Source organism: Citrobacter sp. Cpa228 (genome assembly GCF_030333085.1).
GTDB lineage: Bacteria > Pseudomonadota > Gammaproteobacteria > Enterobacterales > Enterobacteriaceae > Citrobacter > Citrobacter pasteurii.
This window is the reverse complement of the sequence record NZ_JAOWGQ010000032.1, coordinates 62,770-84,859: the sequence shown is the minus strand read 5'-3', so window position 1 is coordinate 84,859 and position 22,090 is coordinate 62,770. Positions and strand designations below refer to the sequence as shown.

Annotated in this window: 25 protein-coding genes and 1 pseudogene; 13 read left to right on the top strand and 13 right to left on the bottom strand. The window is 51.8% G+C overall.

Annotated elements, in window-relative coordinates; genetic code table 11:
• Positions 1–22 precede the first annotated feature (22 nt).
• Positions 23–1,228 (bottom strand): purine nucleoside transporter PunC, encoded by a 1,206-nt coding sequence (gene punC, locus OGX91_RS03705; protein WP_149691594.1) that lies wholly within the window; start codon positions 1,226–1,228, stop codon positions 23–25.
• 113 nt (positions 1,229–1,341) lie between these two features.
• On the opposite strand from punC, the gene punR reads away from it, so the two are divergent.
• Positions 1,342–2,274, top strand: coding sequence for a DNA-binding transcriptional activator PunR (gene punR, locus OGX91_RS03700; RefSeq protein ID WP_005127191.1), 933 nt, complete (start codon positions 1,342–1,344; stop codon positions 2,272–2,274).
• Here the strand turns inward: punR and purR are convergent.
• On the bottom strand, positions 2,271–3,296 hold the full coding sequence (gene purR, locus OGX91_RS03695; RefSeq protein ID WP_005127190.1) for an HTH-type transcriptional repressor PurR: 1,026 nt from the start codon (positions 3,294–3,296) through the stop codon (positions 2,271–2,273). The genes punR and purR overlap by 4 nt on opposite strands.
• Positions 3,297–3,593: 297 nt before the next feature.
• Here purR and cydH point away from each other — a divergent pair, with 297 nt between their 5' ends.
• Positions 3,594–3,683 carry a cytochrome bd-I accessory subunit CydH gene (gene cydH, locus OGX91_RS03690; RefSeq protein ID WP_003029209.1) on the top strand — a complete coding sequence of 30 codons (90 nt, stop codon included), beginning with the start codon at positions 3,594–3,596 and terminating at the stop codon, positions 3,681–3,683.
• A 177-nt stretch (positions 3,684–3,860) separates the two neighbouring features.
• The gene (locus OGX91_RS03685; protein ID WP_005127189.1) at positions 3,861–5,030 is read left to right on the top strand and encodes an MFS transporter; all 1,170 of its coding nucleotides are present in this window, start codon (positions 3,861–3,863) and stop codon (positions 5,028–5,030) included.
• A gap of 40 nt (positions 5,031–5,070) precedes the next feature.
• On the opposite strand, the gene sodB is transcribed toward OGX91_RS03685, so the two are convergent.
• Entirely contained in the window at positions 5,071–5,652 is a 582-nt protein-coding gene (gene sodB / locus OGX91_RS03680; protein WP_005127188.1) for a superoxide dismutase [Fe], read from the bottom strand.
• Positions 5,653–5,779: 127 nt separating this feature from the next.
• Positions 5,780–6,610, bottom strand: coding sequence for a C40 family peptidase (locus OGX91_RS03675; RefSeq protein ID WP_005127187.1), 831 nt, complete (start codon positions 6,608–6,610; stop codon positions 5,780–5,782).
• Between the two features lie 333 nt (positions 6,611–6,943).
• Here OGX91_RS03675 and grxD point away from each other — a divergent pair, with 333 nt between their 5' ends.
• Positions 6,944–7,291, top strand: a complete 348-nt coding sequence (gene grxD, locus OGX91_RS03670; protein ID WP_199947953.1) for a monothiol glutaredoxin 4 — start codon at positions 6,944–6,946, stop codon at positions 7,289–7,291.
• A 53-nt stretch (positions 7,292–7,344) separates the two neighbouring features.
• Here the strand turns inward: grxD and rnt are convergent, their stop codons facing one another.
• From rnt to OGX91_RS03650, 4 genes are all read right to left on the bottom strand, one after another.
• On the bottom strand, positions 7,345–7,992 hold the full coding sequence (gene rnt / locus OGX91_RS03665) for a ribonuclease T (protein WP_005127186.1): 648 nt from the start codon (positions 7,990–7,992) through the stop codon (positions 7,345–7,347).
• Between the two features lie 94 nt (positions 7,993–8,086).
• Entirely contained in the window at positions 8,087–8,494 is a 408-nt protein-coding gene (gene gloA, locus OGX91_RS03660) for a lactoylglutathione lyase (RefSeq protein WP_005127185.1), read from the bottom strand.
• Between the two features lie 97 nt (positions 8,495–8,591).
• Positions 8,592–9,689, bottom strand: coding sequence for an alkene reductase (locus OGX91_RS03655; RefSeq protein WP_005127184.1), 1,098 nt, complete (start codon positions 9,687–9,689; stop codon positions 8,592–8,594).
• A 54-nt stretch (positions 9,690–9,743) separates the two neighbouring features.
• Entirely contained in the window at positions 9,744–10,343 is a 600-nt protein-coding gene (locus tag OGX91_RS03650; RefSeq protein ID WP_040233830.1) for a TetR/AcrR family transcriptional regulator, read from the bottom strand.
• Between the two features lie 101 nt (positions 10,344–10,444).
• Between OGX91_RS03650 and OGX91_RS03645 the strand changes: the two genes are divergently transcribed.
• The 3 genes from OGX91_RS03645 to sodC all read left to right on the top strand — a co-directional run bounded on the left by OGX91_RS03645 (position 10,445) and on the right by sodC (position 12,233).
• Complete coding sequence (locus OGX91_RS03645; protein ID WP_005127182.1) at positions 10,445–10,684, top strand: DUF1289 domain-containing protein; 240 nt, start codon at positions 10,445–10,447, stop codon at positions 10,682–10,684.
• Between the two features lie 49 nt (positions 10,685–10,733).
• The gene (locus OGX91_RS03640) at positions 10,734–11,630 is read left to right on the top strand and encodes an aldo/keto reductase (protein WP_286625480.1); all 897 of its coding nucleotides are present in this window, start codon (positions 10,734–10,736) and stop codon (positions 11,628–11,630) included.
• Between the two features lie 81 nt (positions 11,631–11,711).
• Positions 11,712–12,233, top strand: a complete 522-nt coding sequence (gene sodC, locus OGX91_RS03635; protein WP_005127180.1) for a superoxide dismutase [Cu-Zn] SodC — start codon at positions 11,712–11,714, stop codon at positions 12,231–12,233.
• Here sodC and OGX91_RS03630 read toward each other — a convergent pair.
• The 3 genes and pseudogenes from OGX91_RS03630 to OGX91_RS03620 form a co-directional block, all read right to left on the bottom strand.
• A pseudogene (locus tag OGX91_RS03630) lies at positions 12,209–14,249 on the bottom strand (FUSC family protein). The gene sodC and the pseudogene OGX91_RS03630 overlap by 25 nt on opposite strands.
• Entirely contained in the window at positions 14,246–15,109 is an 864-nt protein-coding gene (locus OGX91_RS03625; protein ID WP_286625479.1) for an efflux RND transporter periplasmic adaptor subunit, read from the bottom strand. The pseudogene OGX91_RS03630 and the gene OGX91_RS03625 overlap by 4 nt, the downstream one beginning before the upstream one ends.
• 2 nt (positions 15,110–15,111) lie before the next feature.
• Entirely contained in the window at positions 15,112–15,348 is a 237-nt protein-coding gene (locus tag OGX91_RS03620) for a DUF1656 domain-containing protein (protein WP_005127177.1), read from the bottom strand.
• Between the two features lie 192 nt (positions 15,349–15,540).
• Between OGX91_RS03620 and slyA the strand changes: the two genes are divergently transcribed.
• Positions 15,541–15,981, top strand: coding sequence for a transcriptional regulator SlyA (gene slyA / locus OGX91_RS03615; protein WP_040233837.1), 441 nt, complete (start codon positions 15,541–15,543; stop codon positions 15,979–15,981).
• Between the two features lie 48 nt (positions 15,982–16,029).
• Here the strand turns inward: slyA and slyB are convergent, their stop codons facing one another.
• Positions 16,030–16,497, bottom strand: coding sequence for an outer membrane lipoprotein SlyB (gene slyB, locus OGX91_RS03610; protein WP_003029175.1), 468 nt, complete (start codon positions 16,495–16,497; stop codon positions 16,030–16,032).
• Between the two features lie 274 nt (positions 16,498–16,771).
• Between slyB and anmK the strand changes: the two genes are divergently transcribed.
• The 5 genes from anmK (at position 16,772) to pdxY (ending at position 21,352) form a co-directional block, all read left to right on the top strand.
• Positions 16,772–17,893: an anhydro-N-acetylmuramic acid kinase gene (anmK, locus tag OGX91_RS03605; RefSeq protein WP_005127175.1), complete on the top strand. Its 1,122-nt coding sequence runs from the start codon at positions 16,772–16,774 to the stop codon at positions 17,891–17,893.
• A gap of 87 nt (positions 17,894–17,980) precedes the next feature.
• Entirely contained in the window at positions 17,981–18,310 is a 330-nt protein-coding gene (mliC, locus tag OGX91_RS03600) for a C-type lysozyme inhibitor (protein ID WP_005127174.1), read from the top strand.
• Between the two features lie 59 nt (positions 18,311–18,369).
• On the top strand, positions 18,370–19,026 hold the full coding sequence (gene pdxH, locus OGX91_RS03595) for a pyridoxamine 5'-phosphate oxidase (RefSeq protein WP_005127173.1): 657 nt from the start codon (positions 18,370–18,372) through the stop codon (positions 19,024–19,026).
• Between the two features lie 126 nt (positions 19,027–19,152).
• Complete coding sequence (tyrS, locus tag OGX91_RS03590; RefSeq protein WP_005127172.1) at positions 19,153–20,427, top strand: tyrosine--tRNA ligase; 1,275 nt, start codon at positions 19,153–19,155, stop codon at positions 20,425–20,427.
• 64 nt (positions 20,428–20,491) lie between these two features.
• A complete protein-coding gene (pdxY, locus tag OGX91_RS03585; protein WP_286625475.1) occupies positions 20,492–21,352 on the top strand; it encodes a pyridoxal kinase PdxY in 861 nt (286 codons plus the stop codon).
• Between the two features lie 83 nt (positions 21,353–21,435).
• On the opposite strand, the gene gstA is transcribed toward pdxY, so the two are convergent.
• Entirely contained in the window at positions 21,436–22,041 is a 606-nt protein-coding gene (gene gstA / locus OGX91_RS03580; protein WP_005127170.1) for a glutathione transferase GstA, read from the bottom strand.
• Between the last annotated feature and the right edge of the window lie 49 nt (positions 22,042–22,090).

The window sequence follows — 22,090 nt, the reverse complement described above, 5'->3', positions numbered from 1 at the left end:
AACTAAGTGCCCACGGCAATGATTAATGCGACTCGCCGTGTGCAATTTGCGCGCTCTCATCCGGCAAGGATGTGTTCTCAGCCTGTGACTGCATTTTGTACCCTACGGCCGCCAGTAGCACCGTAGTCAGCATCACGCTGGTGGTGGTGAGCAGCGGGGTGGCGATCAGCCAGGAAACTACAAGGCTTGCCAGGAAGCATAACCCCAGTTGCAGCGTATTCTGCAATGCGGCTGCGCGTCCTGTCGCCTGCGGGAACGGCCGTAATGCCTGAGCGACAACGATAGGGTAGATTGCCCCGTTGGCAATCGCCATCACGCAGAATGGGATCAGGATTTCAGCCAGAGCAACATGGTGAATAAAGCCGGTCGCCCAGGTCGCTACGACGCTAATGGCATACAGGATAAGTAACCATGGCAGCAGCTGGCGACCCTGCCATTTTTGCAGTGCCGCGCGGCAGCCGTAACCCCCGATCAAAAATGCAATAGTTTGCGGAACATAGCTCAGACCAATCACTGCCGGGCTGTAGCCCATTTCGCTGAGGATGAACGGGGAGCCCGTCAGCCATGCGAAGAAGCTCGCGGAACAGGCGGCATAAATCAATACGTTCCCACGATAGGTTTTCGAGCGCAGCAGGGTGGCGAATGTCAGTTTATCCTGGCTGTCGTCGCGCGCTTTAGTCGTTGGTTTTAAGCGCAGAGCCGGCAGCATCAGGATCAGGGTAATCGCAAAAAGGGTGGCAAAAATGGCCTGCCAGGAAAAATGTACCAGGATCCAACTGCCTAATAACGGTGCAAGTGCAGGAGACAATCCAACCAGCGGCATAATGGTGGCAAAGATACGGTTTACTTTTTGTGACGGATAATAATCGGTGACCAGCGCCTGCCAGATAACCGATGCCGCACAAACCCCAACGGCCTGGACAAAGCGTAGTACCAGCAGGCCTGTGGCGTTTTCAACCCACAGCATGCCCAGACTACCCAGAGCAAAGATAGATAAACCCAGCAGCAAAATCGGTTTGCGACCATAGTGGTCGGAGAGTGGCCCCCACAAAAGTTGTGCGACGGCAAATCCCGCTAAGAACAAACTAAGGCTGGCACTCACGGCAGAGGCGGGTGTCTGTAAATCGGACTGAATTGCGGCGAAGGCGGGCAGATACATATCTGTTGCCAGAAAGCCGAGCACGCTAAGACCCGCCAGCCAGACTAAAAACCCTTTCCCAGGTTGCATCATCATTTCTCTTTTTTAAGCAGTAGAACAATGCCGCTGAGTGTAGTGAGTGAAATTCTTGCTGTGAAACGCTAATATTTGTTTACTGATTTCAAATTTTTTGCAGGCAGAATATGTGGTCGGAATATTCACTTGAGGTGGTTGATGCGGTGGCGCGCAACGGTAGCTTTAGTTCCGCTGCTCAGGAGTTGCACCGCGTACCTTCGGCGGTAAGCTACACTGTGCGTCAACTGGAAGAATGGCTGGCTGTGCCTCTTTTTGAACGTCGTCATCGGGACGTGGAATTAACGCCTGCTGGCGCGTGGTTTTTAAAAGAAGGCCGGTCTGTTATCAAAAAAATGCAGATCACCCGTCAGCAATGCCAACAAATCGCCAATGGCTGGCGAGGACAACTGGCGATTGCGGTAGATAATATTGTGCGTCCAGAACGGACCCGACAGATGATTGTGGATTTCTACCGCCATTTCGATGATGTAGAACTTCTGGTCTTTCAGGAGGTGTTTAATGGCGTCTGGGACGCGCTTTCGGATGGTCGCGTGGAGTTAGCTATCGGAGCAACGCAGGCCATTCCGGTAGGGGGGCGCTATACGTTCCGGGATATGGGAATGCTGAGCTGGAGTTGCGTGGTGGCCAGTCATCATCCGTTGGCGGCAATGCCAGGACCGCTCAGTGACGATACGTTGCGCAACTGGCCATCGCTGGTACGCGAAGATACGTCCCGCACACTGCCGAAACGTATTACATGGCTGCTGGACAACCAAAAACGCGTCGTTGTGCCTGACTGGGAATCCTCGGCTACCTGCTTGTCAGCCGGACTCTGTGTCGGGATGGTGCCGACGCATTTTGCAAAACCGTGGATCGATGGCGGTAAATGGGTGGCGTTACAGCTGGAAAATCCGTTCCCGGATGCCGCTTGTTGCCTGACCTGGCAGCAGAATGATACGTCGCCTGCACTGAGCTGGTTACTGGACTACCTGGGGGATAGTGAGACGCTGAATAAAGAGTGGCTGCGGGAGCCGGATGAGGCTCCCACACAACAGTCTTAACGACGATAATCGCGGAATGGACCGTCGGCAACGGAACGACGCTCTATCAGGCGTGGGTGCACCTCGATAGACTGCGACTCTTCACGTTTATTCACGATTCGGTCTAACAGCATGTTGAAGGCCGTTTCACCCAGTGAATCTTTTGGCTGATGGATGGTTGTCAGCGCAGGGGTGAAGTAACGGGCGTTGCGCACGTTATCGTAACCGATAACTGAGATATCCTGCGGTACGCGCAGCCCCATCTCGTCTGCAGCACACAGCGCACCCATCGCCATAATATCGCCACCACAGAATACGGCGGTTGGGCGATGCGACTGGGAGATGATTTGCTGCATAGCGCGGTAGCCGGATTCAGGTTCGAAATCACCCTGCACAATCCAGTTTTCGGGGACTTTAATCAGCGCTTCTTCCATCGCTTTCATGAAGCCAGCCAGGCGGCCTGCGCCGGTATTACGCTCCATAGGTCCCGGGATCACGCCGATCTCACGATGACCGCGTTCAATCAGATACCGGCCCGCCATGTAACCGCCTTCGAAGGCGTTATCAATGACGGTATCGGTAAAGTCGGCTTTGGCCTCGCCCCAGTCCATGACCACCATCGGGATATGGCGATACTCTTCGAGCATGGAAAGCAGTGATTCCGGATACTCTGAACACATTACCAACAGGCCATCAACGCGCTTTTGCGCCATCATCGACAGATAAGCCTGCTGTTTTTCGAGACTGTTCCAGGCGTTGCCCAGAATCAGCGTGTAGCCTTTCTGGAAACAATTTTTTTCAACTGCCTCAATAATTTCAGCGAAATAGGCCGCTTCGCTGCTGGTTGCCAACAAACCGATCGATTTGGTGTGATTCACCTTCAGGCTACGCGCTACTGCGCTCGGAGAATAGTGCAGTTCTTTAATTGCTGCCCAGACAGCGTTGCGCGTTTCTTCCGCGACAAAGCGCGTTTTGTTAATTACGTGTGATACGGTTGTAGTGGAAACGTTTGCTCGCTTCGCTACATCTTTAATAGTTGCCATTACATCTCACTCCAGACCATATCCTAAGCTCCTGAGAATACTCCAGGTAAACGTTTGCCTTCACACACCCTCAACGCAACGTCAGGGTTGCGGCACGCCGGGAAAACGACACGGAACGTCAGGAAGGGGTCAATGGCCGGTACGCTAATCAAGTAAGCGTGGAATTTTGTCTGATCTTAACGAAAAGGGGAAGAGTTAAAAGCAGTTATCAATATAAATCGTGAGAGATTTTTGCTTTCAAGTGTGTAAAAATGCGCAATATCACTTTTTGTGTGGGAATAAAAAGGAGAAAACTTGATGAGCACCGATCTGAAATTTTCGTTAGTGACGACCATAATTGTTCTGGGCCTGATTGTCGCGGGTGGCCTGACTGCAGCACTGCACTGATTTCCCCCGAGGGAGTTCGCTCTCCCTCATCCTTTCTGCTTACCTTTTTCGTCCTATTTTTTGCAAATAAGCAAAAGTCTTTTGCAGTTTTGTTAACTTTATTAATTTTGCGATCAATGTCATGCTTTTGACTCTTATGATGTGTCGTGCCAAGGCTCGACGTTACGGAGTCGATAGATGAAAATAAATTATCCTTTACTGGCGCTGGCGATCGGAGCGTTTGGCATTGGCACCACCGAATTTTCTCCCATGGGATTGTTACCCGTCATTGCCAAAGGCGTGGATGTTTCAATTCCGGCAGCAGGGATGTTAATCAGCGCGTATGCGGTAGGCGTGATGGTTGGCGCACCGCTGATGACATTACTTCTGTCCCATCGTGCGCGTCGCAATGCGCTTATCTTCCTGATGGCCATTTTTACGTTGGGTAATGTGCTTTCGGCGATATCTCCGGATTACACGACGCTGATGCTGTCGCGCATTTTGACCAGTCTTAACCACGGGGCATTTTTTGGCCTCGGTTCGGTTGTGGCGGCAAGCGTTGTCCCCAAACATAAACAGGCCAGCGCCGTTGCGACGATGTTTATGGGGTTAACTATCGCGAATATTGGCGGTGTTCCCGCGGCAACCTGGCTTGGGGAAACCATCGGCTGGCGTATGTCCTTTATGGCGACGGCGGGACTGGGTGTTATCGCGATGGTCAGCCTGTTCTTCTCGTTACCGCAAGGCGGGGCTGGTGAACGCCCTGATGTGCGCAAAGAACTGGCGGTGTTAATGCGTCCACAAGTGGTGTCAGCTTTACTGACGACCGTTCTGGGGGCCGGTGCGATGTTTACGCTTTATACCTACATCTCACCCGTGCTGCATAGCATTACTCATGCTACGCCGGCGTTTGTCACCGGTATGCTGGTGCTGATTGGCGTTGGGTTCTCTATCGGTAACTATCTGGGCGGTAAACTGGCTGACCGTTCGGTTAACGGTACACTGAAAGGCTTTTTACTGTTGCTGATGATGATTATGCTGGCGATACCTTTCCTTGCTCGTAATGAGCTGGGTGCGGCCGTGAGTATGGTGGTGTGGGGCGCAGCAACGTTTGCGGTGGTTCCGCCGCTGCAGATGCGTGTGATGCGCGTTGCCAGCGAGGCACCTGGATTGTCATCGTCAGTTAATATTGGCGCGTTTAATCTGGGGAATGCCCTGGGAGCGGCGGCTGGTGGGGCGGTAATTTCCGGAGGGTTGGGCTACAGTTTCGTACCGGTAATGGGGGCGATGGTGGCAGGGCTTGCGCTACTGCTGGTCTTTGTCTCGGCAAGGAAACAAGCGGAAGAAGTCTGCAACGCAACGAATTAAAAACAAAAACGCAGAAGGGAATCCCTTCTGCGCTGTCATTTTATGCTGCGAAGTTTTTCGCAACAAATTCCCAGTTCACCAGTGCCCAGAAGTGTTCCAGGTAGCCAGGACGGGCATTACGATAATCGATGTAGTAAGCATGTTCCCACACGTCAACGGTCATCAGCGGCGTCGCGTCAGTCGTCAGCGGTGTACCTGCGTTGGAGGTGGACACGATAGCCAGTTTGCCATCCGTTCCTTTTACCAGCCAGGTCCAGCCAGAACCGAAATTCTTGATAGCGGCATCGGTGAATTGAGCTTTGAAGTCTGCAAAGCTGCCAAAGGAGGCGGTAATCGCTTCGGCCAGTTTACCGGTCGGCTCGCCACCTGCGTTTGGTGCCAGGCAGTTCCAGTAGAACGTGTGGTTCCATACCTGTGCTGCGTTATTGAATACACCACCTTCAGAGCTACGTACGATCTCTTCCAGTGATTTACCTTCAAACGCGGTGCCTTTAATCAGGTTATTCAGATTAGTCACATAGGTTTGATGGTGTTTGCCATAGTGGTATTCCAGCGTTTCGGCAGAAATGTGCGGTGCCAGAGCATCTTTGGCATACGGTAATGCAGGTAATTCGAACGACATTGCTTCTCTCCTTATTATTTATATTGAGTACACACAATAGCCTCATTGTGAGTAAGGATAGGGTAGCAAATTGAAAGGTTATGCAAAAGAAGAACTTACCCTACAGCATATTCTGTAGGGTAAGTTTTTAGCGAATTGTTTTCGGCGTCATCACACGGCGAGCGCCCACGTAGTGGCGTTGCCAGTAATCTTCGCTCAGAGAGGTTATTTGAATTTCCTGACCGCTGCGTGGAGACTGGATAAATTTACCATTGCCGACATAGACGCCAACGTGGTCGGCGGTACCGCGACCTTGCGTGCGGAAGAAGACCAGATCACCGTTTTTCAGTTCACCACGTTCAATCGGCGCAGCGTCGCGCAGGTGATACATTTCATTAGCGGTACGCGGAATGCGGAATTTCACCAGATCTTTGTATGCGTAATAAACCAGCCCGCTGCAATCAAAACCGGTTCTGGGTGAGGTGCCCCCCCAACGGTAAGGTTTGCCGATTTGGTTCATCAGGGTAGACATGGCGGTTTTGGTCGCTTTCTGTACTTTCACTTTATGTACATCAGCAACGGCTGTTGGCGCAGTCGTCTTCACTTTTACACAACGTGGCTTATGACCTTTGCGCGGGGTACATTTTTCAGTCCAGATGACGGCTGGAGGGTGCATTGCCGCTGTTTTACTGCGACGGTTTGCTGTTTTCGTCGATTTTGCCGGAGTCGCTGTGCGTTTTTTTGAGGAGGAAGCCGTTTTCGTACTGGTTTTACTGGTGTTTTTTGTCGCCGTTTTCTTGTTGGTTTTTGTTGCTTTTTGGCTGGCTGTTGCGCTTTTCTTTTTATCTACCGTCTTGACGGTGTGGGAAGCGGTAGGTGTCGCCCTGGCCTGCTTGGAAGCATGAGCCATAGGCGTAAAAGGCAGTGTGGTAAAAAGTAAAGCACAGAGCGTGATCGAGATTCGGTTTATCCGCGCCACTGAGCAGTCCTCTGGTAAGGCAGGTCTATCGTGCCTGCGTGTGATTTTCAAAACTTGACGATTCTAATCTATAGAAAGAGGGAAAGTTAATAGCTTTTTTCGTTTAAAACTACGTTTCGTAACCGACCGCAAAAAAAAACAGCAATTCAGGGCGTAATTGGTGAACAGATAATCAAATCCACAGGCTTCATGCGGATAAATGAGATTGTGAATGCAACTTTTAACGACAGGCGATAAAATAATATCGCGTAATGAAAATGTTATTTTCCGTTACCTGCCTGACCCGCTACAATGCAGACTACTGCCGTAAAAGAAGTTTAAGGAAGCAAGATAATGAGCACCACTATCGAAAAAATCCAGCGCCAGATCGCTGAAAACCCGATTCTCCTGTACATGAAAGGTTCCCCAAAACTGCCAAGCTGCGGTTTCTCTGCTCAGGCAGTGCAGGCGTTGTCCGCCTGTGGTGAACGTTTTGCTTATGTTGATATTCTGCAGAACCCGGATATTCGCGCCGAGCTGCCGAAATATGCCAACTGGCCGACTTTCCCACAGCTGTGGGTTGATGGTGAACTGGTAGGCGGCTGTGACATTTTAATTGAAATGTACCAGCGCGGTGAGTTGCAGCGGTTGATTAAAGAAACTGCGGCGAAATACAAAACCGAAGAGCCGGACGCTGAGTAATTTTAGCGGAAATAAAAAAGCGACCTGTGATGGTCGCTTTTTTTATGCCGCCGTTACGCCTCTTCGGGCACTGGCAGAGGCCAGCCGCCGAGGCGTTTCCAGCGGTTAACAATTTCGCAAAACAGTACGGCCGTCCGTTCGGTATCATACAGCGCCGAGTGCGCCTGATTCCCGTCAAATTCCATTCCTGCTGCCAGACAGGCTTTTGACAGTACTGTTTGCCCCAACGACAGGCCGCTTAATGCCGCCGTATCAAAGGTGACGAAGGGGTGAAACGGATTACGTTTCAGTGAGGCGCGCTCTGCTGCGGCCATCATAAAACTGTGGTCGAACGTAGCGTTATGCGCCACCATGATTGCCCGATTGCAGCCGCTGTCTTTAATCCCTTTGCGCACCATTTTGAAGATGGCGTGCAGTGCGTCATATTCGCTGACCGCACCACGTAGCGGATTGTTAGGGTCAATACCGTTAAAGGCGAGGGCTTCCGGCTGTAAATTCGCCCCTTCAAACGGCTCTACGTGGAAATGTAACGTCATGTCCGGCATCAGCCAGCCTTGTTCATCCATTTTCAGTGTGATGGCGGCAATTTCAAGCAGCGCATCGGTTTTGGCGTTAAATCCTGCTGTTTCGACATCAATGACGACAGGATAAAAACCACGAAAACGGTCACACAGACCGGAAAGTTGAGCGTTATCGGACATCTGGGTCTCTTAATACGGGAAAATTGCAGCGCGTATTATGGCAAAATGATGAGTATAAAACTACGGGCACAGACGATCTGCGCCCGAGGGGAGGTTAGTCGCCCAGGCCGCGGCCGGCGTCTTTCTCTTCGATCAGCTCAATTTTGTAACCGTCCGGATCTTCAACGAACGCGATCACTGTTGTGCCGCCTTTTACCGGGCCCGCTTCACGCGTCACGTTACCGCCGTTTTGACGAATACGTTCACAGGCCTGTGCCGCGTTATCTACGCTCAGGGCGATATGACCGTAGGCTGTGCCCAGCTCATACTTATCGACACCCCAGTTATAAGTCAGTTCGATCACCGCTTCGCTGGTTTCCGGGCCGTAGCCGACAAAGGCCAGAGAGTACTTGTATTCAGGGTTTTCGCTGGTACGCAGCAGCTTCATGCCCAGCACGTTGGTGTAAAACTCGATGGAACGCTGCAGGTCACCCACGCGCAGCATGGTATGAAGTAAACGCATCTTTTTCCCCTTCGAAAATGGCTAATACATTCAAAATGTTGTTTTAGTATAGCGGCGTTATAACGCCGCTATCAATGGCAGAACTGAGTTTGTGAGGTTACAGGGTAGGATAATCGGTATAGCCTTCAGCACCGCCGCCGTAGAAACTTTCCGCACGCTGTGGATTGAGCTCGGCTTTACGCTGTAGACGGGCAACCAGATCCGGGTTAGCAATGTAAGCACGACCAAAGGCAACAGCATCGATCAGACCTTTCTCGATCAATGATTCGGCTTTCTCTGGCGTATAGGCGCCCGCGCCAATAATCGGACCGTGGAAACGCGCGCGAACTTTCTCGCGAAACGCGTCTGAATACGGTTCTCCGCCAGCCCAGTCTGGCTCGGACATATGCAGATAAGCAATGCCGCGCTTGCCCAATTGTTCGATCAGGTACAGAGCATCAGCCTCTTCATTCGGGCCGTTGTCGACGTTCTGGAACGAGCCGATAGGGGAAACACGGATACCAATGCGATCGGCACCCCATTCTTTAATACCTGCATCGACGACTTCCAGTACCAGACGAGCGCGGTTTTCAACGCTACCGCCGTATTGATCGGTACGCTGGTTTGAGGTTGGCGACAAGAACTGGTGCAGTAAGTAACCGTGAGCAGAGTGCAGCTCAACCAGGTCAAAACCGGCTTCACGCGCATTGGCAATCGCCTGGCGGAAATCATTCACGATGCCTGGGATTTCTTCGGTTTCCAGCGCACGTGGCATTGAGGTATCGGCACGTGTGGCCAGTCCATTTTCATCGCGCAGAGAAGTTCGGGTCCCGGCACTGATGGCGGACGGCGCAACCGGAGCCTGACCGTTTGGCTGCAGGCTGGAGTGGGAGATACGCCCGGTATGCCACAGCTGAACGGCAATATGGCCCTGCTCAGCGTGTACAGCCGCCGTAATCTTTTTCCACGCAGCAATTTGTGCATCACTGTGCAAACCTGGCGCTCCGGCATAACCTTTCGCTTGCGCTGAAATCTGTGTAGCTTCGCTAATGATCAGCCCTGCACTGGCACGTTGGCGATAGTACTCGGCCATCAGCGGAGTAGGGATGTCGCCCGGCTCAATGCTGCGCAGACGCGTCAGTGGCGCCATGAATACGCGGTTCGCTGCCGTAATGGCGCCCACTTTCAGTGGGGAAAACAGTTTTTCAGATGACATGTGGTACTCCTGAATAGACCGGTCGTCTAGTAATAAGGAAAATAAAAACGCCTGTTAAACGGCAGGCGTTGTAATGATGGTTTTAACGTGAGCCAGCGCGTTTTCCAGCGGTGTGGCACTACGTGATATTTTGGCCTGCAGGTTGGCGCCCAGCCACAGCGCATACAGCACCTGTGCCTGCTGTAACGGCTCGCCAACAAAGGACAGACAGTGATTGCCCCGACCTTTCTCCAGCGCCTGCGCTAACAGTGCAATAATGTGCCGCGCGCCTTTATCCATCGCCGTGCGCATATCCTCTGATAGATCGCACACTTCGGCAGACAGCTTAACGGTTAAACAGCCGCTGATAATCCCGTGCTGGCTAAACTGGTTCAGGGTTTCCTGATAGTAGGCCAGGATGCGGTCGCGGTAATTCCCCGCCCCTGTGTCAAAATGCGTAGCCAGTCGCTGATGATAGGCCGCATAGTGGCGTTCCAGCATCGCGACGCCGAACGCTTCTTTAGAGCGAAAATAGTGATAAAACGAACCTTTAGGAACTTCAGCGGTTTTCAGTAGTTCGCTTAAGCCCATGCCGGTGAAGCCGCGCTGCATACACAGCAGTTCGCCAGTCGCCAGCAGATGTTCGCGTGTATCGTGTTCAGTGACTTTGTTCATGGGAAGGAGTGTAATAGACCAGTCGGTCTAATGCAATAGCCCTTGCGAGAAATTCAGTTAACGTCTTCAATAAGTATATCAATCTTACTACAGGAGGGGATGTGGCCGAACAGCTGGAGTTTTTCCCCGTCCAGAGCCCATGCCGTGGAATATGTCAGTCCGACGAACGCGGCTTTTGCCGTGGCTGTTTTCGCAGTCGGGATGAGCGTTTCAACTGGCAAAAGATGAGCGATGCCGAGAAGCAGGAAGTGCTGCGGCTTTGTCGCCAGCGCCTGATGCGTAAATTACGCGCAAACAAATCCAACCCGCCGGAAGAACCGCAACAACCTTCACTCTTTTAACAGCGTAATTGCGTATACTCGATGCACATTCACTTATAAGGAAGCTGCTATGGTTCAGCGTATTACTATTGCGCCGCAAGGCCCGGAATTTTCGCGCTTTGTGATGGGGTACTGGCGTCTGATGGACTGGAATATGTCCGCGCGTCAGCTAGTCAGCTTTATTGAGGAACATCTCGATCTCGGTGTCACGACAGTCGATCATGCGGATATTTATGGCGGATACCAGTGTGAGGCGGCGTTTGGCGAGGCGATGAAACTGGCGCCGCACCTGCGTGAAAAAATGCAGATTGTTACCAAATGCGGTATTGCTACGACGGCGAAAGAGGAAAACGCGCTGGGTCATTACATCACTGACAGCGCCCATATTATTGCCAGTGCCGAACAGTCTCTGAAGCTGCTGGCAACCGATCGTCTTGATCTGCTGTTGATCCACCGCCCCGATCCGTTAATGGATGCAGACGATGTGGCGGAAGCTTTCAAGACATTACATCATAGCGGTAAGGTGCGCCATTTTGGTGTCTCTAACTTCACGCCATCACAGTTTTCACTGCTGCAATCGCGATTACCCTTTACCCTGGCAACCAATCAGGTCGAAATTTCACCTGTGCATCAACCTCTCCTGTTGGATGGGACGTTAGATCAGCTGCAACAACTGCGTATCCGCCCAATGGCCTGGTCTTGCCTGGGCGGTGGGCGTCTTTTCAATGATGACGCCTTCCAGCCGCTGCGTAATGAACTGACCGTGATAGCAGAAGAACTGAATGCGCAGTCCATAGAACAGGTAGTGTATGCGTGGATCCTGCGTCTGCCGTCGCAGCCACTGCCGATAATTGGCTCGGGGAAAATCGAACGTGTGCGTGCTGCAATTGAATCAGAGTCATTGAACATGTCTCGCCAGCAGTGGTTCCGTATTCGTAAAGCGGCGCTCGGTTGCGACGTGCCTTAATCACGTATTCAGCGTTCTGTCGTTCAAATTTATGTCACTGGATTACACTTATCAGTCAGACACCTGGATGACGGAGGTTGTATGAAACGTTTGAGTTTAGCCATCATCACGTTATTGGCCTGTGCAGGTGCACAGGCTGCCAGTGAGAAAGTGGTGATGAATCTGGTGACGTCGCAGGGCGTTGGCCAGGAAATTGGTACTGTCACCATTGCCGAATCCGCAAAAGGGCTGGAGTTTACGCCTGATCTTAAAGCACTGCCGCCAGGTGAACATGGTTTTCATGTGCATGCTAACGGCAGTTGCCAACCCGCTATCAAAGAGGGTAAAGCCTCGGCAGCAGAATCGGCTGGCGGTCATTATGATCCGCATAAAACTGGCAAGCATGAAGGTCCGGAAGGCGCAGGCCACATGGGCGACCTGCCATTGCTGGTGGTAAATAACGAAGGGAATGCGACAACGCCGGTTGTTGCACCGCGGCTCAAAACGCTCGACGAGGTAAAAGGTAAGGCGCTGATGATCCATGTGGGCGGCGATAATATGTCCGATCAACCGAAACCGCTTGGCGGTGGCGGAGCGCGCTACGCCTGCGGGGTTATCAAGTAATCAACGGCTTAGCGTACCCGGCGGCGGCGCTTGTTCGAGCTGTGAAAGCGAGCAGTGTAGCCGCCAGACAAGCGCAGACAGTTCTTGTGCGGCAGGTTGATGATGGTGGGCGAGCGTATCGCAGATGCGCTGGAGTTCATTAAGCGTGGCATTCAGCGGACGTTGCTGCACGCCACGTTCACTCATCACGTCGCGGAGCAGCGAGATACACACGTCTCTGACGCGAGCGAGCGGATCTGAACGCGCCTCCCAGGTGCGCAGTTGCCATACCACGTGTGAGCAGTTCAACAAAACCACCCCCCAACGCAATAGCCAGCGTCGTGCCAGCGCGTCCTGACTATTGCTAAGCTGGCTGACATGATGATAGGTCAGTGACTCAAACTCATTTTCACTGAGTGACGGATGGCGGCTAAGTTGATCGACAAAGTTACGCCGTAACGCGCGAATATGACGGCGGCCTTTTCTCGCATCAGAACCTGGCCGCAGAATGGCAAAAGCCAGCCACGACAGCGCGACGCCCGTGATCTTCGCCGTATTGTCATTCAAAAAACCTGCAAAATCATAGACGGGAGGATTGGTCACCGCGATGAACGATCCCATAAAAACGATCAGCTGTCCCCAAAGCCCCGCCAGTTTCGGCATCTGTAATTTTAACAACTGCATGGTGGCAAGCAGCGGGAAGAGAAACAGAATGAACTGCCAGAGATCGGTTATTTGTACCATCAGACCGAATTTCACCACAAAACTGAACAGCGATAGCAGGATCAACGTGCGCATCAGCAAAGAGAGTGATTTGAAGGGGGCCGCTACGGCGGAATACAACACGCAGCTGATGGCGGCAAGCGTCAGGGCCCCGGAGCCTGACTCCCATTGTGCGCCAATGCTCCACGCGCCGATCGCCATCAGCGTAATGAAGGTACGCAATCCGCTCCAGAGAGCCTCCGCGTTATCGGTATGACGGGCAAGACCCGGCGTACGCTCAACATTGATAGTATCGACCGTGGCACCCTTTTCCAGTAAGCGCAGATAATGGCTGCTTTTCAGATAGATACGGCAAAAATAGCGCAGACGCTGCCAGAAGGCGACGTGCCGATAGTCATGCTGATCGACGGGGCACAGCGGGGCGATAATCCGCGCGACGGCGTAGCTGTCGGTGTCGGGTTTTACCAATGCGTTCAGCAACTGCTCGATGACATCCCGGGTATTTGCCGGGGGATTGGGCCAGTTCAGTAGCATCCGCCGCAGACTGGAAATTACGCTGGTCAACCGCAACTGTTGGTGTAACAACGCATTGAGCAAGGTATTTTGACGGCGAAAACGGTAGTGGCTCCAGAACGCCTGAATACGTAGCAGATTCATTGTCAGGATTTGGCCGATCACCCCTTCATGGGCGGTGCGGATAGCATCTGTAGTTTCTGGCTGCCAGAGTAAACTGGCATGCTCCAGCAAACGTGCATGCATATTTTTCAATGCGGTCAGCAGCGTGGTGCCATCGGATGTACTGGGCAGGATCATCATCATCAAGCCGCCACAGAGGATCCCGACGATGACTTCGCACACACGTGCCTGGGCGATATCCCACAGTTGCGTAACCTCTGTAATATGCACCATTGGAAACGCAATAATCGCCGCGGTATAGCCTGCCAGTTGAAAAGCGTAGGCCACGTTGTTGGTGAAATGCGCGCACGCCCAGGTACAAAAACCGATCCAGACTGACATGCTCAACAGAAACAGCCAGGGTTCATTGAGGGTATGACCGGCTATAATCAATGCGGCCGTTGCACCAAGTAAACTGCCCACGATACGCCCCAGGCTTTTGCTTATCACGCCACCAACGGTTGGAAAACTGACTACCGCTGCTGATGTCATCGCCCAGTAGGGTTCGTCCAGATTGAGGTAATAGGCGAAGGTTAGCGCCAGACACATCGCAATGGTATTACGCAGCGCGTAACGCCACTGTCCGCTCGTGGCTTTAAACCACGGCAAACTGGCTGGTGTCAGGTGGGGCAGTTTCATTTTTGCTGACCGATGGACACGCTACAGGTTGTCCCCGAAACCAGCGTAACATCGTGCGGAAGGGTATCAAATTTGATACGAACGGGAACCCGCTGCGCCAGACGAACCCACGGAACGTTTGGTTTAATGTCAGGAACCAGACCGGAATTACTTTCCACACTCTGATCATAAATAGCGCGACCAATGCTGGAAACGTGACCCTGTAACTTGATGTTGCCGCTGTAGAGTGTGATTAGTGCAGGTGCCCCGTCTTGAATGTGGCGTAGCTTGGTTTCTTCGAAATACCCCATGACATAAAAAGAGTGACTGTCGACCAGAGCAAACAGCGGTTTACCCGTTGAGGCGTAGTCTCCGGTACGGGTTGATAGATTGGTGACCCAGCCTGTGACAGGGGCTTTGACTACCGTTTGTGCCAGTTGCCACTGGGCATAGCGCAAGCTGGCCTGGGCTGTGGCAAAGGTCGCCTGCATGGCTTTTACATTGAGTAGTGCGCTGTCCAAATCTTCTGCTGAGATGAAATTTTGCGACAAATTGCGGCGACGTTTGGCTTCATTATCGGCTTTGGTCAGATCGGATTGTGCTTTAGCCAACTGAGCCTGTGCGTTCAGCTCAGCAATTTGGAAAGGGGTCTTGTCGATAACAAAAAGAACATCGCCTTTGTTAACCAGTTGATTATCTTTAATGTTGAGTTCACTAATGCTGCCAGAGATTTGCGGTGTGATGCTGACCTGTTCAGCGCGGACTTTTCCGTCACGCGTCCACGGCGATTGCATATAGTAATTCCACATCCACCACCCGGCGAGGACGGCAATGACAGCGACTATAATAGTGGAGAAGTATTTAACGGTTTTAAGCGACATAATCACCACGCAATCAACATGACAAAGGCCAGACACACGCAAAGCGTAAAGAGGGACAGATCCATTAACAGGGGATGCCAGATTTCGCCAGAATAGATCCAGTCGCGTAGCAGGCGATGAACAACCAGCCAGAGGATAAATCCTGCAACAAACGCCTTGAATATAGGGGGGAAGTAGACAGATGCTCCGATCATTAAATCTTGTAGGGGCAATCCTGTTGCATTAAACATAAACTTCACGGGCAAAATCCTTGGCGAAAAGAGCGTTGCTAAAGGTTTAGCAAAAAAAGGGACAATGTGTCTCTGTAACGCATAATGTCTGAAAAAATGTCATCCGGTAAGCAAATTTGGCAATACATTTGTTTTGGGAATACAAATGCTGCACACTATTCTAAAATCAGCACAATAACTTAGCAAGCTAATTATAAGGAGATGAAATTGGAATCGCCATTAGGTTCTGATCTGGCACGGTTGGTGCGCATTTGGCGTGCTCTGATTGACCATCGCCTGAAACCTCTGGAGTTGACGCAGACGCATTGGGTTACGCTGCACAACATTCATCAGTTGCCACCGGATCAATCACAGATTCAACTGGCTAAGGCGATTGGTATTGAGCAGCCTTCATTGGTGCGTACGCTCGACCAGTTAGAAGAAAAGGGACTCATTTCACGACAGACTTGCGCCAGCGATCGTCGGGCAAAGAGAATCAAATTAACGGAGAAGGCCGAACCGCTGATTGCTGATATGGAAGCGGTTATCAACAAAACGCGCGGCGAAATTTTGGAAGGGATTTCAACTGAGGAGATTGATCTGCTGATAAAACTGGTCGCCAGACTGGAACACAATATCATTGAACTGCAGTCGCAGGGATAAAGCGATCAAAACGACGTGTGGCCAGAGGTTGACCACACGTGAATTCGATTAACGTGGAGACACGGTAACCTGGCTACCATTGTTAGCCATAACAACGCGCTGACCCGCAGAGAACTTGGTCGCACCCTGCTTCTGAACCACCATGATGGTATTACCGTCATCCTTACGAATTTCCAGTTCTACGCCCTGGGTTTTATTCATCGCGCCTTGTACGCCCTGGCCTGCTACGCCACCAGCAACCGCACCTGCAGCTGTCGCTAATGAACGACCGGTACCGCCGCCTACGGTGTTACCGAGGAACCCACCCAGCACAGCACCACCAATAGCGCCAATCACGTTTGCGTCGTCACCACCCTGGATTTGCACCGGACGAACATGAACAATCGTACCGTAGGTAACGTTCTGAACTTGTTTCGCTTCGGATGCGGTATACACGTCACCTGAAAGGCTATCATTGTTAACGCAGCCCGCTAAAGATACGCCCATTAATGAAACAATCAGCACACGTTTAATCATTTACAAATCTCCTTTGTCACCACGAAACGCTAATAAAGCACTCCTCATGGCTAAATTATATGGCATTTGTGAGTCTAAGGTCACATGTTCTACTGGAACAATATGAAAATATTAACCGAAATCGGGTTAACCGAGTATAAACGAATCATTCATCACGGTGATGGAATTTAGCGGTTACTGGAAAGATTAACCTGCAAAAATCATCAAGGAAGCATGGAATTAGTCGACACTTTATGGTGGAGTGTCAAGGCTAATTTGCTAAAAAGGATGACGTATGAAATCGGGCCGTTTTATCGGAGTGATGTCTGGAACCAGTCTTGATGGTGTGGATGTTGTGCTGGCGGCGATAGATGAAACGATGGTTGCGCAGCAGGCAAGTCTGACATGGCCCATCCCCGTTCATGTAAAACAGGCCATTCTGGATATTTGTCAGGGGCAGCAACTGACGCTTTCCCAATACGGTCAACTGGACACGCAGTTGGGGCGTTTGTTCGCTGATGCGGTGAACGCGTTGCTGCAGCAGGAAAAATTAAAACCGCAGGATATTGTCGCGATCGGCTGTCATGGGCAAACCGTGTGGCATGAACCGACAGGAGTTGCGCCACATACGCTACAAATTGGTGATAACAACCAGATTGTAGCGCGTACCGGGGTAACGGTGGTCGGCGATTTTCGTCGGCGCGATATCGCGTTGGGTGGACAGGGGGCACCGCTGGTTCCTGCTTTTCACCAGGCGTTGCTGGCGCATCCAACGGAACGCCGGATGGTGTTAAATATTGGTGGTATTGCCAATCTGTCTCTGCTCATTCCAAAACAACCGGTTCGGGGGTACGACACCGGTCCGGGCAATATGCTGATGGATGCGTGGATTTGGCGGCAATGTGGCCAACCTTATGATAAAGATGCGCAGTGGGCCTGCTCGGGTACAGTGATTCTGCCGCTGTTGCAAACGATGCTTAACGATCCGTATTTTTCTGCACCAGCGCCAAAGAGTACGGGGCGCGAATATTTCAATTATGGCTGGATTGAACGCCATCTGGCGCAGTTTCCGGGAATTAGCCCACGAGACGTACAGGCGACGTTGGCTGAACTGACGGCCGTGACGATTTCCGAGCAGGTCCAGTTGAGCGGTGGGTGTGAACGGTTGATGGTATGTGGCGGCGGTAGTCGCAATCCACTTCTTATGATGCGTCTGGCGGCGCTGCTGCCGGGTACGGAAGTGACCTCCACCGATGAAGCCGGGATCAGTGGTGATGATATGGAAGCGTTAGCCTTTGCCTGGCTGGCGTGGCGTACACTCGCGGGACTGCCGGGCAACCTGCCTTCTGTGACTGGCGCGTCTGAGCCCAGCGTTTTAGGGGCTATTTTCCCCGCCAATCCACGAACTCAGAGTTAACTGAAATTATTTCAGGCGCTATACCGATAAACTAGGGATGTTAGGGAGGGTGTTTTTGCCCTCCGGGACCAGGAAAGTCTTCAGGATATGGCTATGAAAAAACTGTTATTAGTGTGTCTGCCCGTATTGCTTACCGGTTGTAGTGTGTACAACCAATTTGTCGAGCGTATGCAAACGGATACGCTCGAATATCGCTGTGATGAAAAACCGCTTACCGTAAAATTGAATAATACCCGACAGGTGGCGAGCTTTGTTTATGATAATCAACTATTGAATCTCAAACAGGGCGTGTCGGCATCGGGTGCACGCTACACAGATGGTATCTACGTCTTCTGGTCTAAAGGAGACAGCGCGACGGTCTATAAACGAGACAGAATTGTGCTGAATAACTGTCAGTTACAGAACCCGAAGCGTTGAGATTTTCACCTGGGCGGCGCACAATAGCGTCACCCACTGACAATCCGTAGCCCAACATCATGTCTGATAACGACGAATTGCAGCAAATCGCGCATCTGCGCCGTGAATACACGAAAGGCGGTCTTCGCCGCCGCGATCTTCCCGCCGAACCCCTCGCGCTGTTTGAGCGCTGGCTGGGGCAAGCCTGTGATGCCAAACTGGCAGACCCTACCGCTATGGTCGTCGCAACAGTCGATGAAAACGGTCAGCCGTACCAGCGAATCGTGTTGCTCAAACATTATGATGACAAAGGGCTGGTGTTTTATACCAACATGGGCAGCCGTAAGGCGCACCAGATCGAGAACAATCCGCGCATCAGCCTGTTATTCCCCTGGCATACGCTGGAACGGCAGGTGATGGTCATCGGCAAGGCCGAACGCTTGTCCACGCTTGAGGTGGTAAAATATTTCCACAGTCGCCCGCGTGATAGCCAGATTGGCGCCTGGGTTTCTAAGCAGTCCAGTCGGATCTCCGCACGCGGAATTCTGGAAAGTAAATTTCTTGAGCTGAAGCAGAAGTTTCAGCAAGGGGAAGTTCCGTTGCCGAGTTTCTGGGGCGGCTTTCGCGTAAGCATTGAACAAATGGAGTTCTGGCAGGGTGGCGAAAACCGTCTGCACGACCGTTTTTTATACCAACGTGAAGATGACGCGTGGAAAATTGACCGTCTGGCCCCCTAAAGATGCAAAATTCTTGTTTTAAGCGCTGGTGCTGATGAATCCGGCGCTTTATTCTATGTCTCTTTCGCATCAGGCGAAAAGTCGTGTACCGGCAAAGGTGCAGTCGTTTTATACATGGAGATTTTGATGGCAAGCAGTAACTTGATTAAACAATTGCAAGAGCGGGGGCTGGTGGCCCAGGTGACGGACGAGGAAGCGTTAGCAGAGCGACTGGCGCAAGGCCCGATCGCGCTCTATTGCGGCTTCGATCCTACCGCTGACAGCTTGCATTTGGGGCATCTGGTTCCATTGTTATGCCTGAAACGCTTCCAGCAGGCAGGCCATAAGCCTGTTGCGTTGGTAGGCGGTGCAACGGGTCTGATTGGCGATCCGAGCTTTAAAGCCGCCGAGCGTAAACTGAATACTGAAGATACCGTGCAGGAGTGGGTGGATAAAATCCGCAAACAGGTGGCACCGTTCCTCGATTTCGACTGTGGCGACAACTCGGCGATTGCTGCGAACAACTACGACTGGTTTGGCGGTATGAATGTACTGACTTTCCTGCGTGATATCGGCAAACATTTCTCCGTAAACCAGATGATCAACAAAGAAGCGGTTAAGCAGCGTCTGAACCGTGACGATCAGGGGATCTCCTTTACCGAGTTTTCTTATAACCTGCTGCAAGGTTATGATTTTGCCTGCCTGAATAAACTGCATGGCGTGGCATTGCAAATTGGCGGTTCTGACCAGTGGGGTAACATTACCTCTGGTATCGATCTGACCCGCCGTCTGCATCAGAATCAGGTATTTGGCCTGACGGTTCCGCTAATCACTAAAGCTGACGGTACCAAATTCGGTAAAACGGAAGGTGGTGCAGTTTGGCTGGATCCGAAGAAAACCAGCCCATACAAGTTCTACCAGTTCTGGATCAACACGGCTGATGCGGACGTATATCGCTTCCTGAAATTCTTCACCTTTATGGACATTGAAGAGATCAATGCGCTGGAAGAAGAAGATAAGAACAGCGGTAAAGCGCCGCGTGCCCAGTATGTTCTGGCTGAGCAGGTAACGCGTCTGGTTCACGGCGAAGAAGGTTTAGTGGCGGCGAAACGCATTACCGAAAGCCTGTTCAATGGCAACCTGAGCGACCTGAGCGAAGCGGACTTCGAACAGCTGGCGCAGGATGGTGTACCGATGATCGAAATGGACAAGGGTGCTGACCTGATGCAGGCGCTGGTGGATTCTGAACTGCAGCCTTCTCGCGGTCAGGCGCGTAAGACCATTGCGTCGAATGCGGTCACCATTAATGGTGAGAAACAATCTGACCCGGAATATTTCTTCCAGGACAGTGATATTTTGTTCGACCGCTACACCTTACTGCGCCGTGGCAAAAAGAACTACTGTCTGATTTGCTGGAAATAAGTAAAAGTCAGCAGGGGCGTGGGAAACTACGCCCCTTTATTTTTTTAGGGTTGTGGTAAGTAAAATGAAGAATATCCTCGCCATCCAGTCCCACGTTGTTTTTGGCCATGCCGGCAACAGTGCTGCCGAATTTCCGATGCGTCGTCTTGGCTCGAATGTCTGGCCGCTCAACACAGTTCAGTTTTCTAACCACACGCAGTACGGTAAATGGACCGGCTGTGTTATGCCGCCCAGTCACCTGACTGAAATTGTTCAGGGCATTGCTGATATCGATAAACTGCAGACCTGCGATGCGGTGCTGAGTGGTTATCTGGGATCCGCTGAGCAGGGTGAGCATATTCTGGGAATTGTGCGCAAAGTGAAAGCGGCAAATCCTCAGGCGAAATTCTTTTGCGATCCAGTGATGGGTCATCCTGAAAAAGGGTGCATCGTGGCGCCTGGCGTTGCGGAATTTCATGTTCGTCACGCACTTCCGGCCAGCGACATTATCGCGCCAAATCTGATTGAACTCGAAATTCTGTGCGAGCATGCGGTTAACAATGTTGATGAGGCGGTGATGGCTGCCCGTGAACTGATTGCTCAGGGGCCGGAAATTGTGCTGGTTAAGCATCTTGCCCGTGCAGGCATGAGCGCAGATCGCTTTGAGATGCTGTTGGTCACCGCTGATCAGGCGTGGCATATCAGTCGTCCGCTTGTTGATTTTGGCACACGCCAACCGGTTGGCGTTGGTGACGTCACCAGTGGCTTGCTGTTGGTTAAACTGTTGCAGGGAGCTTCATTGCAGCAGGCGCTGGAGCATGTGACTGCGGCGGTGTACGAAATTATGATCGCCACCAAAGAGATGCAGGAGTATGAGCTGCAGGTGGTTGCCGCACAGGATCGTATCGCCAGGCCTGAACACTACTTTAGCGCCACTCAGCTGTAATCAATATGCAATGGCGCTCACGCTTATCGGGCCTGGGGTTGACTGTAGGCCGGGTAAGCGCAAGCGCTACCCGGCAACAACAATTAATTTAATCCTTCCGCTTTAAGCGCTGCGGAAACTGCCGGACGCTCAGCCATGCGCGCCATATACGCTTCGATATGGCTTAATCCTGCCATATTCAACTTAACCGCATACGCCCAACGCAGCACGGTAAACAGATAGGCATCAGCAATGCTGAAGCGTGCGCCGCAAATCCACGGGTTGTCTTTCAGCGATTCGTTCACATACTGCATTTTTTTCTCAAGCAATGCACGTACGGTTGGTTTGTACTCCTCTGGCGTATCCGGGCGGAACAGTGGGGTAAAACCTTTATGTAGCTCTGTAGCGATATAGTTAAGCCATTCGATAGTTTTGTAGCGGGAGAGACTGCTGGTAGGGGCCAGGAGATGACGGTCTGGAACGGTGTCTGCCAGATATTGCATGATGGCGACGCCTTCGGTCAGTAGTGTACCGTCATCCAGCAACAGGGCGGGAACTTGTCCTTTCGGGTTTACCGCGAAAAAATCGTCGCCGTTTTCCAGACGTTTCTTCATCAGATCAACACCATCCAGCGTGAAATCTTTACCGCTCTCACGAAGTGTGATGTGGGAAGCAAGAGAACAAGCGCCCGGTTTGTAGAACAGTTTCATCGGTAACTCCTTTTGGCTGAGGTATACCGTATGGTAGTGCTACCTGGAG

Bases quoted from the DNA above. Each gene is read 5' to 3' on its own strand.
- rnt (WP_005127186.1), bottom strand. From the start codon at position 7,992: ATGTCCGATAACGCTCAACTTTCCGGTCTGTGTGACCGTTTTCGTGGT.
- OGX91_RS03685 (WP_005127189.1), top strand. From the start codon at position 3,861: ATGAAAATAAATTATCCTTTACTGGCGCTGGCGATCGGAGCGTTTGGC.
- slyA (WP_040233837.1), top strand. From the start codon at position 15,541: ATGAAATTGGAATCGCCATTAGGTTCTGATCTGGCACGGTTGGTGCGC.
- anmK (WP_005127175.1), top strand. From the start codon at position 16,772: ATGAAATCGGGCCGTTTTATCGGAGTGATGTCTGGAACCAGTCTTGAT.
- OGX91_RS03640 (WP_286625480.1), top strand. From the start codon at position 10,734: ATGGTTCAGCGTATTACTATTGCGCCGCAAGGCCCGGAATTTTCGCGC.
- OGX91_RS03650 (WP_040233830.1), bottom strand. From the start codon at position 10,343: ATGAACAAAGTCACTGAACACGATACACGCGAACATCTGCTGGCGACT.
- punC (WP_149691594.1), bottom strand. From the start codon at position 1,228: ATGCAACCTGGGAAAGGGTTTTTAGTCTGGCTGGCGGGTCTTAGCGTG.
- purR (WP_005127190.1), bottom strand. From the start codon at position 3,296: ATGGCAACTATTAAAGATGTAGCGAAGCGAGCAAACGTTTCCACTACA.
- pdxY (WP_286625475.1), top strand. From the start codon at position 20,492: ATGAAGAATATCCTCGCCATCCAGTCCCACGTTGTTTTTGGCCATGCC.
- pdxH (WP_005127173.1), top strand. From the start codon at position 18,370: ATGTCTGATAACGACGAATTGCAGCAAATCGCGCATCTGCGCCGTGAA.
- punR (WP_005127191.1), top strand. From the start codon at position 1,342: ATGTGGTCGGAATATTCACTTGAGGTGGTTGATGCGGTGGCGCGCAAC.
- sodB (WP_005127188.1), bottom strand. From the start codon at position 5,652: ATGTCGTTCGAATTACCTGCATTACCGTATGCCAAAGATGCTCTGGCA.
- grxD (WP_199947953.1), top strand. From the start codon at position 6,944: ATGAGCACCACTATCGAAAAAATCCAGCGCCAGATCGCTGAAAACCCG.
- OGX91_RS03625 (WP_286625479.1), bottom strand. From the start codon at position 15,109: ATGTCGCTTAAAACCGTTAAATACTTCTCCACTATTATAGTCGCTGTC.
- slyB (WP_003029175.1), bottom strand. From the start codon at position 16,497: ATGATTAAACGTGTGCTGATTGTTTCATTAATGGGCGTATCTTTAGCG.
- gstA (WP_005127170.1), bottom strand. From the start codon at position 22,041: ATGAAACTGTTCTACAAACCGGGCGCTTGTTCTCTTGCTTCCCACATC.
- gloA (WP_005127185.1), bottom strand. From the start codon at position 8,494: ATGCGTTTACTTCATACCATGCTGCGCGTGGGTGACCTGCAGCGTTCC.
- sodC (WP_005127180.1), top strand. From the start codon at position 11,712: ATGAAACGTTTGAGTTTAGCCATCATCACGTTATTGGCCTGTGCAGGT.
- OGX91_RS03655 (WP_005127184.1), bottom strand. From the start codon at position 9,689: ATGTCATCTGAAAAACTGTTTTCCCCACTGAAAGTGGGCGCCATTACG.
- cydH (WP_003029209.1), top strand. From the start codon at position 3,594: ATGAGCACCGATCTGAAATTTTCGTTAGTGACGACCATAATTGTTCTG.
- mliC (WP_005127174.1), top strand. From the start codon at position 17,981: ATGGCTATGAAAAAACTGTTATTAGTGTGTCTGCCCGTATTGCTTACC.
- tyrS (WP_005127172.1), top strand. From the start codon at position 19,153: ATGGCAAGCAGTAACTTGATTAAACAATTGCAAGAGCGGGGGCTGGTG.